The sequence below is a fragment of the Bradyrhizobium diazoefficiens genome, from assembly GCF_016616885.1.
Taxonomy (GTDB): Bacteria; Pseudomonadota; Alphaproteobacteria; order Rhizobiales; family Xanthobacteraceae; genus Bradyrhizobium; species Bradyrhizobium diazoefficiens_F.
Window position 1 is genome coordinate 388,548 of sequence record NZ_CP067102.1, and the last position, 12,678, is coordinate 401,225.

The following is a 12,678-nucleotide window of genomic DNA, read 5'->3' on the forward strand; positions in this document are numbered from 1 at the left end:
GGCCTGCTCCATTGTCGCCGCCTGAATAGCCGAGATCAACCCCGTAGCATCTGCCCCTCTGCCTAGACGTCTAAAGCAGGCCCTCGGCCTTGGTCCCGCGCATGTCCGAAGACTGAAGATGAGCAGATCTAGTCCGCTATGCCTCACCGAGCGGACGTCAATTCGAGGGGGCGTTATCTCGCCGATGGTCTCCGAGGAACGTCTGCGCAACGGCTTTCGTTGTGTAATGGTTGTCCGGACAGCAAAGGAACATGATCATGGACCGAGAACACGTGAAGGGCGCTGCCGACAAGGCAAAAGGCGCCATCAAAGAAGGTGCCGGCAAGCTCACTGGCGACAAGGACCTGGAAACTGAGGGCAAGATCGATAAGGCCAAGGGATCCGCCCGCAACGCTGCGGGAGATGTCAAGGATGCAGCGCGGGACGCCGCAGACGCCCTCAAGAAATAAGCAGAAGACGGAAGATCAAAAGCTGGCCGCCTCCGGGCGGCCTTTTTGTTGTGTGCCGAGTATGAACGACAGCTTGGAGGTGGAAGTCCTCTATCCAGCCTGATGACGGCGAAGGATTAGCGAAGCGCAAGGGCGTCATCGCGAGGTGGGGTCTGAAGAAAGCGTGGAACAAAGCCGCGGCCCGATGGACAAACACCGGATAACGAGGCCTACCCGGCCGGACGAGCGAGCAACTGATCGCGAAGTCCACGGTCATCAAAGGTCGGGGTGGCAAATCCGGCGGGGGTGCGGTGAAGGCAGTCGGTCTTACCTCGGGAGGTCTGCGCTGTGTCCCGGACTCGGGACCGAGGTCGTCGCAAGGCGGCCTGACCGCAGCGCAGAAGTCAGCCGAGGGCATAGTAGGCGGCAGCGCGCCGCCGAAGGCCTGAACGGTGGAAGTGGTTAGTAGAGCGGCGATCTCGTGCAAGCCATGCGGCAGAAGAATCAGATCGAACTGAACTTGGGCACCGGAACGAGGGGTGAAGCCCCAAGCGCCGCCGCCCAAGAGACTGAAGCCTGCACGGCGAGAACCAGCCTCGAACGCCCGGCGGTCGCGGGGCCGTCGATGGAAGACGTTGTCGAGCGTGAGAATCTGAAGACAGCGTTGGCGCAAGTGAAGCGTAACAAGGGAGCGGCAGGCATCGACGGCATGAGCGTCGATGACTTGCCGGTCTACCTGAAGGAGCATTGGCCTGCGATCCGGGCTCAGTTGCTTGATGGCACTTACAGGCCGCAGCCGGTGCGGCGGGTGAAGATACCGAAGGCGTCGGGCGGCGTGCGGCTGCTCGGCATTCCGACGGTGCTCGACCGTCTGACCCAGCAGGCGGTGATGCAGGTGCTGCAAGCTGACTGGGACGGAACGTTCTCCGAGACGAGCTACGGCTTCCGACCGAAGCACTCGGCGCATCAGGCGGTGGAGCAGGCGCAGGCGTATATTGCGTCCGGACACGCCGTCGTCGTGGACATCGACCTGGAAAAGTTCTTCGACCGGGTCAACCACGACATCCTGATGGGGCTCGTTGCCAAGCGGGTTGCCGACAAGCGTCTCCTGAAGCTCATCCGCGGCTTTCTAACCGCAGGTGCGATGGAAGGGGGGCTGGTCAGCCCGACGGAAGAGGGTACGCCGCAGGGCGGTCCGCTCTCGCCGCTGTTGTCGAACCTGATGCTGGACGTGCTGGATAAGGAATTGGAGAAGCGCGGTCACCGCTTCGTGCGTTACGCCGACGACTGCGACATCTATGTGCGCAGTCAGGAGGCGGGCGAACGGGTGTTGGCCGGCATCGAACGGTTCCTCGAAAGGCGCCTCAAGCTCAAGATCAACAAGGCCAAGAGTGCGGTCGCCAAACCGAGTGTCCGCAAGTTCCTGGGCTTCAGCTTTACCGGCGGAAGCGAACCACCGCGACGGCGCATCGCGCCGCAGGCGCTCGCCCGCTTCAAGGCCAAGGTTCGGGAGCTTACGCGACGCACATGCGGCCGAAGCATCGCGCAGATTGCCAAGAAGCTGTCGGCCTACCTGATCGGGTGGCGCGGCTACTTCGGCTTCTGTCAAACTCCTTCGGTGTTGCGCGTGCTTGACCGGTGGATCAGGCGGCGGTTGCGCGCCATCGTCTGGAAGCAATGGAAGTATGGACCCGCTCGTTTCGCCGAGCTGCGACGCCGCGGCGTCGGCCGGGACCTGGCAGCGAAAACTGCCGGCGCCCCACATGGCCCTTGGCGGCTCGCGAATAGCCCCGCGCTGACCATTGCTCTGCCAAACAGCTTCTTCGCCGCACTCGGCTTGGCTTCCGTCGCGGCACAGCGGCCTGCATAATCCGCCGAACCGCCGTATACGGACCCGTACGTACGGTGGTGTGGGAGGGGCGGAGCCGCGAGACTCCCCCCTATCCCGATTTCTGCTGGTCCGTCGGGCAGAGTGCAGACGGCCTTACCTCATGGAACGCGAAAACAACGGCAGCTTGGAATAGCGGCCAGTGCTCGTCCCGAACTTCAATTGCGAAATCGCTGGACCGGCCGATCTGTGTTTTACGCGGTCGCCGCCGCCCGACCGGCGTCGGTGACGCGGTACTCGATATCTCCGGACGGAAGCGGTTCGGTTTCCACCAGACCCAGCTCAACGAGTCGCGCCACGATTTCGTGGTCGAACGTCGGCGGGCTAACCCAGGATTCGCCGAGGAGCTTCCTCAGAAAATCGCGCTCCAGATCGGTCAGTTCCATCTTCGCGCCCTCTGCCATCTCTTCCGCACCGGTATCGCGGCCACCTCATCCGATGCCCGGGAGATCAACGTTTAGCCGCGGCATCTGCCAGGAACGGAGCCATAGTGGCCCCGTTGACTTCCAAGGCAACATCCAGGAGGGGCCACCATGGCCACTATGGAAGATCGCGAGACGTTTAGCCTCATCGGAAGCGACAAGGTCGAGGGCACGAACGTGTACGGGGCCGACGGCGAAAAGGTCGGTTACATCGAGCGCGTCATGATCGACAAGGTCAGCGGCAAGGTGTCGTACGCGGTGCTCAGCTTCGGCGGCTTGCTCGGCATCGGCGACGATCACTATCCGCTGCCCTGGCAGGCCCTGAAATACGACACCAACCTCGGCGGCTACGTCACCGGCATCACCCAGGACCAGCTCCGCGGCGCCCCCAAATACGCCGACGAGAGCAGTTGGAATTGGAGCGACCCGGCGAGGACGCGCTCCGTGAACGCCTATTACGGTGTGCCAGTGGCTTGACACGGCGCACTCTGGTGCCCGGCTGCCTGACGGCGGAGGTCGCTCTTCCGCCGGACCGCGGGCCAACGCACCGCCGCACGCGAGACGACCCGGCCCGGTCGCCGAGGAGACTTGAAAGTGAGTGATGCCGTTCGTGTTCTGGTCGTGGAGGATGAGGCTCTCATCGCAAGCTTCGTCGAGGACGCCTTGTCCGACGTCGGTTTCGAGGCCTGCTCGGTCCATTCGGGGGAGGAAGCCATGTCCACTTTTTGCGATGGCCGCGAGGGATGTCGGGTGCTGCTGACGGACATCAACCTGGGTGCCGGCATCAGCGGCTGGGAGCTGGCGCGGCAGATCAGGGAAATCACGCCTGGCTTTCCTGTGGTCTACATGACGAGCGCCAGAGTTTCCGATCCTTCGATCGAGCCCGTAAGGGTGGCAGCGGATCGTCGCTCGCACGCGCCATTCTTTAGCCACGCGTTGCGGCCGCGGCGCGCGCCCCTCGACCGCCATCCAGTCCCGCAGCAGGCCTATGTCCTCTCTCGAAAAGGACGCTCGCCGCTTGAGATCGTCCAGCGTCTCACCGGGATGGCATCGCTCGAAATCCTCGCGGATCAGCGACTCGAGGTAGGTCCGCTCCCACGCGCCGGCTGGATCGAGATACTGGTGCGAGTAGGTCTTCATGGTTGTCGTTTCGATGCACGCCGTCGAGGGCGGTCCGGATGCCGGCACAACGGCAGGAGTGATTGTTGGTTCACGAATGGATCTGTCCGTCGAGGACGGATTCGCAGAGGTTCTTGAGGGAGAGGCACCGAGGCGGGAACCTGTGCAAGTCCAGGCCGTTCGCAGCCATGGGACTTGCCTGGAAGGAGCCATCAGATGATCGAAACCGATACGCTTTTGGAGAAATGTCCCCGCTGCGGCGCCTGGCCCATGGCCGCGAACCTGCAGCGGACGTCATCCGCGCAGCCGGATATCCGGTTCAGGTGTCCAAGGTGCCATAGTGACGAGGCGGGCCGGCTGCGTCGCCCGTTCGTGCAGCGCGGCCCGGAGCAGAATCTGGACGCGGCCTAAAGATGAAGATCCGGTCCCATTCTGAAAGCCACATCGTCGAGCTCGAAGACGGCTCGAAATGGCAGGTGTTTCCAGGCGATCTGGATCTCACGCTCGCCTGGAAACCCGAAACCGATTTAGCGGTCGCCGTGGCCGACGCTATTCCGCCAGGCGCGGCTGAAGCACCTATCTGTTTACAGCCAATTCCGGGATAGGAATTATTAGCTGCCGCTGACGAGACGATAAGGTGTCAGCTGGTGCGCTACGTTAGTTTTTGGCTCGCGACCAATGCGCCAAGTGTCACGTATATTCTAAGGCAGCGGGATGCCAGGTGAGCTGCCTACCGTTATAGACCACCTGGTCGCGCCTCCCAGTACATAGGCGTTCCGTAATACTGGTGGGTGCGCGTTTCCCAGTCTCGATCTTGCCACGAGTCATCACTGAACTCAGGCGCATCTCTCAGCTGTTGCTCGGTGATATTGGTTCGAAAACCACTACGCGACGTATCATATGTCAGAGCGCCCCAGGGAATGGGGTAATGGCTGTGGCCTAACCCGACAAATCCGCCAAAGCTCATGACGGCATAAGCCACGCGACCTGACACCTTGTCGATGATGAGGTGATCTATCTCACCGATATTCTTCCCGTCTGCTCCATAAACCTCGGTTCCTTGAATGTCTTCGCTTGAGATGCATTGATGATCCGGATGGGCTGTTGCGCGGGCCATGGCTTCGTCTCCCTCACAAGTGGATTTTGTCGGCTTAACTCGGCCGCTACGTGGGCGTTCCTAGCTTGGGAGAACATTTCAGAACGCGCGCCCCAGTCTTTTTGAGCGAGCGGTCGCTGTTCAACGATGCGCATTCCGCAATGCTCGATTTGGCCCTTCTGGGACATGCGGGTCAGTCCGAGTGTCGACTTTGCGCTAATGGCGCTGACGGCGCCGCCGATCTCGAGACTGTCCGCGCTGCATTTGAAAGCAGCGTGCCAATGCGCCGAGGACGATTTCCGGGCGTACAGCCGGCAATTGGCCTTCACGGACTGATGACAATGTGGGAGGGCGGCCGGTTGCCAGCGCAAAACGAGGACGGCCGATCCACATGCTTTTGCGGCCGTCGCCGGTGGAGTCAAGTTTCACGGAAAAATCCAAGCCGCAAACATCGTCGCCGAGAAGAAGCGCCTCGTTTGAATTCGCCGCCATTCGCTCCTACGCCGAACTCTAAGTCGCCGGTTGGCATCGCATCGAGGCTGGCATTTGAAACTTGCCGCCGCTACAGGAACACTCGAGAACGGGAGACGGGTCCAATCGGGCAGAACGCTGCATGCAAACGCGCATTTTCCCAATCTAATCGTCCCCACTGCTGGCAGGCAGAGGCGTCCTCAATAATTGCGCCCCCTTCTCCTACCAGCAGATCGCGGTGCTCGAGATCGGTGCGCTTCGGTTCGTTTTGCTTCTCCTTCGGGTGGGGCGGTCGAGCGATGTGCCTCTTCGATGCAAAGTTCTACTGCCTTGCGGAGCGACTTCGCATAGAAATCCGCGCCGATCGGCTCGTCATCCAGACTCTCTTCATCCTCTGAGTCTTTGGTCGATCCCCATAGGCCGACGAGGAGCGTGGCGTGTGGCATTTTGCGACGCAGACGCCGAAGAAGGAAGCGTAGATGCACCGGACTTGCGCTTCCAAGGCAAGACACGCACACCATCCTTATATTGGCTGTATCAAGCCCAAAGATGCTGGAAGCCGAGGCAGCCGTCGAAGGCTCGATGCGGGCGCCGATGCCATGTTTTTCGAGAAGCTGCGCGATCATGTTCGCCGTCGCTTCGTCAAGAAGATCTCGCGCGCCGATGCACAATACAGGCTTTCCGTCTCGCCAATCGGACCTTAACGGCGCAGTCGGTACAACGGGCAGCGATAGATCGGGAGTGTCGACTACTTCGATTTCAAGTGTGTTGGAGTCATGGAGGTCCTTACTGCTTTTGACAGGTGGAGCGCAGTCATCGTGATCGGAAAGATCGTCGATAACGCCGTCGACAGCTTCCTTAATCCGGTGGAGGCGCTCCAGGTCCAGAGCGCCGCGTCGCGCGTCAGAGCGCGCCAGCAGTAACCCAGGGATTGCAATCTCGTCGTAGTAGGCGCAGAGGGATTTCTCCTTCATGAACTTCTCGGCTTGGTCCGCGGCCTCGTCGGGATCACCGGCCAGCATACGTTGAAAAAAATTCTGTTCTGGCGTGAGCGCCGGCTGATCACCTAGGATCACATCCAAGAACTCCAATCGTTCGACGTGACGCCCCAATACCACCAGGCACACCGTCAGGGGTGTCGAAAGCAGAAGTCCAATTGGCCCCCATAACCAGGTCCAGAAGGCTGCAGCCACCACCACAGCTACCGGCGAGAGCCCTGTGTTGTGGCCATACAGCATGGGTTCCACAATTTGGCTGAGGATCGGTTCTACGATCACGAACAAGGCCACCGTCCATAAGAACATGGACCACCCCGGATCAACCGCGATGGCAAGCGCCGCAGGGACTGCGGCAGCGATGAATGCGCCGATATAAGGAACGAAGCGCATCAGAGCCGCGAAGATGCCCCACAACACTGGGTTGGGAATGCCGATCATCGCAAGACTGATCCCGATGACAATCCCGAACGTTGCGTTGATGCAGGTTTGCGTCAGGAAATACCGGCTCAGTCGCCGACCGGCATCGTCGATTGCTTCGGACGTGCGCCCCAAGTCCTGCGCGCCTGCGAGTCGGACAAAACGGCCCCGCAGATCTTCGCGAAAAAGCAGCATAAAAATCACGAAAACGATAACAATGCCCGTCGTCGCCAGAGGCGCCAACAGCGGCCCGACGATTGCTTGCACTACATCGAACGGTTTAGGCGGCGGCTGTTGGATTTCCACCGGCAGTGGCTTAACCTGGGGTTCTCCTGCAGAAGTCTGGGCGGGCTGAGGAGAGCTTGCATTCTTTCGTCCTTGCTCCTGCGGCTTGGAGATTTCCTGGCGGAGATCTCCGAGCATATCCTTTAGCCGATTGTAGATCCTCGGACTGAGCGCGACGTCTTGGACCGAATGAATCTTATCGCTGATCGTCAGCTGGTAGCGGGGCAGGTTCTCGGCGAGTTGTGCGACCTGCTGGGTCATAATGGCGCCGAGCCCGAAAATCAGCAGAAATGCAAGCGCCACCGCGGCAAGAACTGAGCCCACGCGGCCGGCATGTAAGCGACGAAAAAGCCGGGCAACCGGAGCGAGCACGAAGCTCAACAGCAACGCAAGGACAACCGGCACAAAGAGCTCACGCCCGAAATAGAGCAATGCCACAAGGGCCAGGCCGATGAAGAGATTGCTCGCGACCACCGCAGGCAACAGAGGGCTCGCGATGTGGATTCCAGGCAAGGTCCACTGACGGGATGGGCCCGGCATATCTCAAAGGCTCGGTTTCGGTTCTGCTCAGCTCACCTTAATTACGGCCGGATGTTCCCTTTTGTTCCTGCGATCGGCGCCTCTGACTTACGCAAAGAAGAACTTGTTGCAACACGGTAGGAACCGAAGATTGGTTTCTCTCACAAGCTGGCGCTTCTGGAGGATTTCGAGGATTCCGATCGGCCGGCATCGGAGCACGACGCCCGGATACGTCTGGGATACGTGGATGATGAGGACGTCCAACGGGTCCCCGTCTTCGGCTTGTGTCGAGGGAATGAAGCCCCAATCATACGGATAGGTGAGCCCCGCCATTTAGGGGCTTCGCAAGCGTGAACACCTTCAGCTCCGGATCGAACTCTAATTTGCAGGTGCTTCCACGGGGCCTTTCGATCACGGCGTAGATGTTTTTCTCGTCGGCCCACGTCGGGAGCTTGCTCAGGTTCGTCATGGGTCTGCAGGCGCTGCGTTGTCTGGCCTTTGAAACGGCAACGTGAATCGTTTGTTCCTCCCTTCGCGCCGCGCCGGCGTTACTCACGCTGACGCGCAATAGCCCCATGAGGCTACTTGGGAGGCTCGACCGTAGTTTTTGTCGATCCGTCGGGCGCCGGCTGCATCCGTGGCGGGCTTTGCCCTTGGGGACTTTCCGGAGGCGCACCACCTGAACCGGTGTTGGTAGGCCCGGTCCAGCCCTGCGGCTGCAATTGACCCTTGTCTTCGGGCGCCGAACGCCCGCTCGGCGCGGCAAGGTCGTCCGCCGGCTTGGCAGGCTGTGCTATCGCCAAACCAGCGGACAGCACAAGACATATCGATGCTAGTCGGACGCGCACTGACACCTCCGTTGACCCTGATCAACGAAGAACTTCCCGCCGATCCTGCCGTTCCTGTTCATCGGAACCGAATTGCTGATTCCTTCGTTCAAGAACGACTTACAGGAGGACTTTAATGGCAAGAGCATCATGGAAGCGACCCGGCTCGCCGATCGGCAAGAAGGGCCCGCGCAAGGCAAATCCGTCATATAAGCGTCGTACGCGTGAACTGTGGTCGAGCGCCGATGTGAAAATGCTCAAGCAGCTCGCGAAGGGCAACACGCCGACCGGAGTCATGAGCGTCAAACTTCAACGTCCCGTCGCGGCTATCCGCAGCAAGGCGCAACGCGAAGGGATTTCCCTGAAACCCATCAACCGTTCGCCCTACAACCGGCGCGCAACGAAGAGGCGTTCACATCGCTAGGACTTGTTGGGCTCGGCGTTTACATCGTCTGCCTCTAAGGCGACGCCAGGATCACGCCCTCCGTGCTGACCACCATGACCAACTGATTGGGTCTTGGGTCCAAACCAGCTGCGGATGGTTTTCACAAAGCCCGCAGATGCACAGATTGGACAGTGTTGCTCATCTAGAGGTTATCGGGAGTGCGCACCGGAGAAGATTTGCTTTGATTCCGCAACTCTTGTTGGGCCAATTCCCAAGATTCCTTGTCGCGGCCTTCAGGCCGCTCGGCCTTTTCCCAGAGCTGATGGGCGTAGGTGCGTATCTTCATTGGTTCCAGTAGCTGCGGTCGACTCCCAGATGCGTGATGGCTGGTACTAAGTAGTGAGCAGGACGGAAAGAATCGAGATACATCGGTTGGGCGGTGGGGGATTTCGCCAACCCAAACCGCCGCTCCCGTCCCAAGATGGACCTCACGACACGGTCACGTTGTCAACTGCGTGGAGCTCTGCACCATTTAGGACCCATCATGTCACGGGTCGCGCCGCTTCCTTGACAACCTGGCCCGTGGTCGCCATTCCGGCGGCGTAGGCCGCTCCCGCGCCGAGAAGAAGGGCGCAGAAGCTTGCAAACATCGCATATGCGAAGTGCTTCCGGGCCGCATCAATTTGAGCGGGTGTTGCAATTCGCGTCGTCGCGCCGACGGTTTCCCGTCCCGTGTTGTTCGACCAGTACGCGATGCGCGTGCTGGCGGAATATGACGGCCCGACGAGGTTGCTGGCGATGCTGGTCGCCGACGCCGGCAACATCGCCGCCGCACCGACCACCACGACGGTTGCGACCGCCCAGGCGGCCATCGCATGCCCGACCCGACCGAGGCCGGTCTGATCCGGCGAATTGGCTGCCGCCACGGCGCCACCCAGAAATGCGGCGATGATGCCTGAGACCGCCCACCACACGAATGCCGCCCAGCCTGCGCCAGCAGGCGCCGATGAAGCGGTGGGAATGTCGATCGCGAGCAGACCGATGCCGAACCCCAGCATGGTCAGCAGGATCTGGACAACCAACGAAGTGAACACGCCGGCCAGTACGGCTGACCAAGTCCAGCCAAAAAACAAATTGGGAACGGTGCGTGTAGCCATGGCGAAATCCTCCAACAGCCTATGCTCCGGTTCGAAACGCGTGGTTGAGTCGTCCGTTCCTGTTGCAGGAACTTCGGATGGCTTCCGGACTTGGTTTTCGGGGAAACAACAGGAGGATAGGCGCCATGACATTTGGCCGAGGCGCATTATTGTGGCTGCTGGGCATTCCGATTCCGGTAATCCTGCTGCTGGCACTGTTCTGGCGTTAGCCAGCAATCGACCGCCTCGGCGCTCAAAAGCTGCCGGGCAGAGGTGGCGGGTTTCAATGGCGGGGTTCGCGGTCCGTGACCGGCAAACCGGAGAAGTAAACAAGCAGGACGAGAACCGCCCGTGCGCGCGCTAGGTGCTACGCCACACCGGCTTCCGTCTCGTCGCTCTCACGATCAGATGAAAGGTTTCCCGCCTGTTACAGCGAGCGTCGCACCGGACGTATAGCTCGAGAGCGGATCGGCGAGCATGACATAGGCAGTTGCGAGCTCAGCCGGCTGCCCGGCTCGTTTCATCGGCACCTGCTTGCCGAAGTTCTTTACTGTGTCCGGCGGCATGGTTGACGGGATCAGCGGCGTCCAGATCGGGCCCGGCGCGACGGCGTTCACGCGTATGCCCTTTTCGGCAAGCATCTGGGCAAGACCGCCCGTGAAGTTCTGGATCGCCCCCTTGGTGGCCGCATACGCCAGCAGGATGGGGTTTGGCATGTCGGCATTCACGGAAGCGGTGTTGATGATGGCGGACCCGGACTTCATATGCGCAACGGCCGCCTTGGAGAGATAGAACATTGCATGGATGTTGACCTCGAACGTGCTCTGCCATTCGTCATCACTGATATCCGCGATATCCTTGAACATAGCCTGATGGGCCGCATTGTTGACGAGGATATCGATCCCGCCGAGCTCATCGACGGCGCGTTGAATGACGGCACGGCAGTAATCCGGCTTTCGCAGGTCTCCGGAAAACAAGATAGCCTTGCGGCCCTCCTTCTCGACGAGAGCCTTCACCTCCTCGGCATCTTGATGCTCATCGAGATAAGAAATAAGCACGTCGGCCCCCTCGCGGGCATATGCAATCGCCACCGCTCGCCCGATCCCGCTGTCTCCGCCGGTAATGACGGCCTTCTTTCCTGCAAGACGGTCCGATCCCCTGTAGCTTTCCTCGCCATGGTCCGGACGTGGCTTCATCGCCGATGTCGAGCCGGGCATCGGTTGCTTTTGGCTGGGATAGGGGGGGCGCGGATAATCTAGCATAGCATTCTCCTACGACCATCAATGGCGTCCGCAGCGGAAGCGCGTTCGCCAGAGAGCGCGGCATTCTTGTTAGTTTCGAGCGCAATCTTCTGCGCGACCATCACCTCGCCGGCAGACAAGACACCAACCGCTCCTCGCCGTTCCCGCGCCCGTCGAGCTAGTGGACGTTCGCGGCCATGTTCTGCGTAGGCATGGATGCACCTCCTGTGCTCCGCGATGATTGAGCAAACAACTGGTTGGACGCGACGTTCCTCGATCCCCAATGTTCTTGCTGCGGTGGCCTGCATCGAAGGGGTTAGCCTCAACGTCCGCCCTTGCCGTTGCGATTGGTGAAGCGGGCGTTACCGAGGCCGGTTCCGATCGTCAGCACGCCCCACCGTTTCACGTCCTTCATGAACGGGACCTCGGACAGGCCCTGCACCACGCCGTCGTTACGCATGACGATGGTCGTGTCGTGTTCTCCGATCTGAGGGATGGCTTCGACCAGAGTTGCCGGCAGATTGAACTTGCTGCTCTCCCAGTTGCCGGGCAGGTTCTGCGCGCCCTTTACGATCGAGCCGTCGCTCTCGATGACGCCAGGACACGCGATGCCAATGAACGGCGCGAGCTTGAATCCCTCGTTCTCCGCCTTCGTGGTCAGGTCCTTGAGCATTTTGACGAGACACTTAACCGCTTCCTCTCGGCTCGGTTCGTCGTCGGCATGACGCCACAGCTCGGATTTCCACATGCACGCCTTGGAGAGATCAGGTGCCTTCTTGCGACGTGTTTCCACGACGCCACAGCGGATATTCGTGCCTCCAATGTCGACGGCAAGAATGGAAATCATGAGCTTCGAAGATCCAGGACGGAGCGAGATGGAGCGCGCCAATCAGGCCTGCATCGTCCGGGTTCTGATGAATCGGCAGCATCTCGATCTTGAAGTTCTGGGCCTTCAGGATGATTTCAGCGCGCGCGATGGCGAGTTCGCCGAGCCGACTATTGCTCAAGCCGCCACCCACCACAATGCGCTCGGTCTTCTCCCAGGCTTTGGTCTTGAGGAAGCGACGCGTCACGTGGGCAAGCTCCTGTGCGAAGTCCTCTATAGCGCTCTGCACGACCGCCCAAGCCTCGGTGTCGTCGCCGACCAGGATGGCGTCAAGTTCCTTCTTGCTGAATGTCTTCGGCAAGCTCCTTGCCGAACGGGTCTTCGCCGGACTTACGCAGCGGCTTCCGCCACTTTTCGAGAGTGTCCCGGAAGGCGGTCTTGCTGGCGCGATTCCCCAGAAATCCTTCCTCATCCTTCAGCTCAATATTGAAGCTGTCGACCTCCACTGACGGGAGGTGGGAGGCGCCGTGAGCGGCAATGCCGGTGGTCGTGATCGTTTCGCCAGCGGCGAAGCTCTTGGGACGCAATAGATCTCCCAGCATCGCGAGGGCCGACACGAC

At 60.4% G+C, this 12,678-nt stretch carries 14 protein-coding genes and 1 pseudogene; 7 read left to right on the plus strand and 8 right to left on the minus strand.

Annotated elements, in window-relative coordinates; all coding sequences use genetic code 11:
- Nucleotides 1–257: 257 nt before the first annotated feature.
- Both JJC00_RS01705 and ltrA read left to right on the plus strand, forming a co-directional pair.
- Entirely contained in the window at nt 258–449 is a 192-nt protein-coding gene (locus JJC00_RS01705; protein WP_200473948.1) for a CsbD family protein, read from the plus strand.
- A 469-nt stretch (nt 450–918) separates the two neighbouring features.
- The gene (gene ltrA / locus JJC00_RS01710) at nt 919–2,298 is read left to right on the plus strand and encodes a group II intron reverse transcriptase/maturase (RefSeq protein ID WP_200471056.1); all 1,380 of its coding nucleotides are present in this window, start codon (nt 919–921) and stop codon (nt 2,296–2,298) included.
- Nucleotides 2,299–2,510: 212 nt separating this feature from the next.
- Here ltrA and JJC00_RS01715 read toward each other — a convergent pair whose 3' ends face one another.
- Entirely contained in the window at nt 2,511–2,702 is a 192-nt protein-coding gene (locus JJC00_RS01715; RefSeq protein ID WP_200471057.1) for a hypothetical protein, read from the minus strand.
- 147 nt (nt 2,703–2,849) lie between these two features.
- Between JJC00_RS01715 and JJC00_RS01720 the strand changes: the two genes are divergently transcribed.
- The 4 genes from JJC00_RS01720 to JJC00_RS01735 all read left to right on the plus strand — a co-directional run bounded on the left by JJC00_RS01720 (nt 2,850) and on the right by JJC00_RS01735 (nt 4,462).
- Nucleotides 2,850–3,215, plus strand: a complete 366-nt coding sequence (locus JJC00_RS01720) for a PRC-barrel domain-containing protein (protein WP_200471058.1) — start codon at nt 2,850–2,852, stop codon at nt 3,213–3,215.
- 117 nt (nt 3,216–3,332) lie between these two features.
- Entirely contained in the window at nt 3,333–3,995 is a 663-nt protein-coding gene (locus JJC00_RS37720; protein ID WP_246774061.1) for a response regulator, read from the plus strand.
- Between the two features lie 78 nt (nt 3,996–4,073).
- On the plus strand, nt 4,074–4,268 hold the full coding sequence (locus JJC00_RS01730) for a hypothetical protein (RefSeq protein ID WP_200471059.1): 195 nt from the start codon (nt 4,074–4,076) through the stop codon (nt 4,266–4,268).
- Nucleotides 4,269–4,270: 2 nt separating this feature from the next.
- Entirely contained in the window at nt 4,271–4,462 is a 192-nt protein-coding gene (locus tag JJC00_RS01735; RefSeq protein ID WP_200471060.1) for a hypothetical protein, read from the plus strand.
- 131 nt (nt 4,463–4,593) lie between these two features.
- On the opposite strand, the gene JJC00_RS01740 is transcribed toward JJC00_RS01735, so the two are convergent.
- The 3 genes from JJC00_RS01740 to JJC00_RS37725 form a co-directional block, all read right to left on the minus strand.
- Complete coding sequence (locus tag JJC00_RS01740; RefSeq protein ID WP_200471061.1) at nt 4,594–4,974, minus strand: PRC-barrel domain-containing protein; 381 nt, start codon at nt 4,972–4,974, stop codon at nt 4,594–4,596.
- 650 nt (nt 4,975–5,624) lie between these two features.
- Nucleotides 5,625–7,598: an AI-2E family transporter gene (locus JJC00_RS01745; RefSeq protein WP_246774325.1), complete on the minus strand. Its 1,974-nt coding sequence runs from the start codon at nt 7,596–7,598 to the stop codon at nt 5,625–5,627.
- 153 nt (nt 7,599–7,751) lie between these two features.
- Nucleotides 7,752–7,976: an inorganic diphosphatase gene (locus tag JJC00_RS37725; protein WP_246774062.1), complete on the minus strand. Its 225-nt coding sequence runs from the start codon at nt 7,974–7,976 to the stop codon at nt 7,752–7,754.
- Nucleotides 7,977–8,723: 747 nt separating this feature from the next.
- Here JJC00_RS37725 and JJC00_RS37730 point away from each other — a divergent pair.
- Nucleotides 8,724–8,894: a hypothetical protein gene (locus tag JJC00_RS37730; RefSeq protein WP_246774063.1), complete on the plus strand. Its 171-nt coding sequence runs from the start codon at nt 8,724–8,726 to the stop codon at nt 8,892–8,894.
- Between the two features lie 163 nt (nt 8,895–9,057).
- Here the strand turns inward: JJC00_RS37730 and JJC00_RS38670 are convergent, their stop codons facing one another.
- The 4 genes and pseudogenes from JJC00_RS38670 to JJC00_RS01775 form a co-directional block, all read right to left on the minus strand.
- Complete coding sequence (locus JJC00_RS38670) at nt 9,058–9,201, minus strand: DUF2934 domain-containing protein (protein ID WP_200471064.1); 144 nt, start codon at nt 9,199–9,201, stop codon at nt 9,058–9,060.
- A 196-nt stretch (nt 9,202–9,397) separates the two neighbouring features.
- The gene (locus JJC00_RS01765; RefSeq protein ID WP_200471065.1) at nt 9,398–10,027 is read right to left on the minus strand and encodes a hypothetical protein; all 630 of its coding nucleotides are present in this window, start codon (nt 10,025–10,027) and stop codon (nt 9,398–9,400) included.
- Between the two features lie 368 nt (nt 10,028–10,395).
- Nucleotides 10,396–11,253 (minus strand): SDR family oxidoreductase, encoded by an 858-nt coding sequence (locus JJC00_RS01770; protein ID WP_200471066.1) that lies wholly within the window; start codon nt 11,251–11,253, stop codon nt 10,396–10,398.
- A 301-nt stretch (nt 11,254–11,554) separates the two neighbouring features.
- Nucleotides 11,555–12,660: pseudogene (locus JJC00_RS01775) on the minus strand (ROK family protein).
- Nucleotides 12,661–12,678: the final 18 nt, after the last annotated feature.

Excerpts from the sequence above, each read along its gene's own strand:
- JJC00_RS01730 (WP_200471059.1), top strand. The coding sequence starts at position 4,074 with ATGATCGAAACCGATACGCTTTTGGAGAAATGTCCCCGCTGCGGCGCC.
- JJC00_RS01740 (WP_200471061.1), bottom strand. The coding sequence starts at position 4,974 with ATGGCCCGCGCAACAGCCCATCCGGATCATCAATGCATCTCAAGCGAA.
- JJC00_RS01705 (WP_200473948.1), top strand. The coding sequence starts at position 258 with ATGGACCGAGAACACGTGAAGGGCGCTGCCGACAAGGCAAAAGGCGCC.
- JJC00_RS01770 (WP_200471066.1), bottom strand. The coding sequence starts at position 11,253 with ATGCTAGATTATCCGCGCCCCCCCTATCCCAGCCAAAAGCAACCGATG.
- JJC00_RS37730 (WP_246774063.1), top strand. The coding sequence starts at position 8,724 with ATGCTCAAGCAGCTCGCGAAGGGCAACACGCCGACCGGAGTCATGAGC.
- JJC00_RS01735 (WP_200471060.1), top strand. The coding sequence starts at position 4,271 with ATGAAGATCCGGTCCCATTCTGAAAGCCACATCGTCGAGCTCGAAGAC.
- JJC00_RS01720 (WP_200471058.1), top strand. The coding sequence starts at position 2,850 with ATGGCCACTATGGAAGATCGCGAGACGTTTAGCCTCATCGGAAGCGAC.
- JJC00_RS37725 (WP_246774062.1), bottom strand. The coding sequence starts at position 7,976 with ATGGCGGGGCTCACCTATCCGTATGATTGGGGCTTCATTCCCTCGACA.
- ltrA (WP_200471056.1), top strand. The coding sequence starts at position 919 with ATGCGGCAGAAGAATCAGATCGAACTGAACTTGGGCACCGGAACGAGG.
- JJC00_RS01715 (WP_200471057.1), bottom strand. The coding sequence starts at position 2,702 with ATGGAACTGACCGATCTGGAGCGCGATTTTCTGAGGAAGCTCCTCGGC.
- JJC00_RS38670 (WP_200471064.1), bottom strand. The coding sequence starts at position 9,201 with ATGAAGATACGCACCTACGCCCATCAGCTCTGGGAAAAGGCCGAGCGG.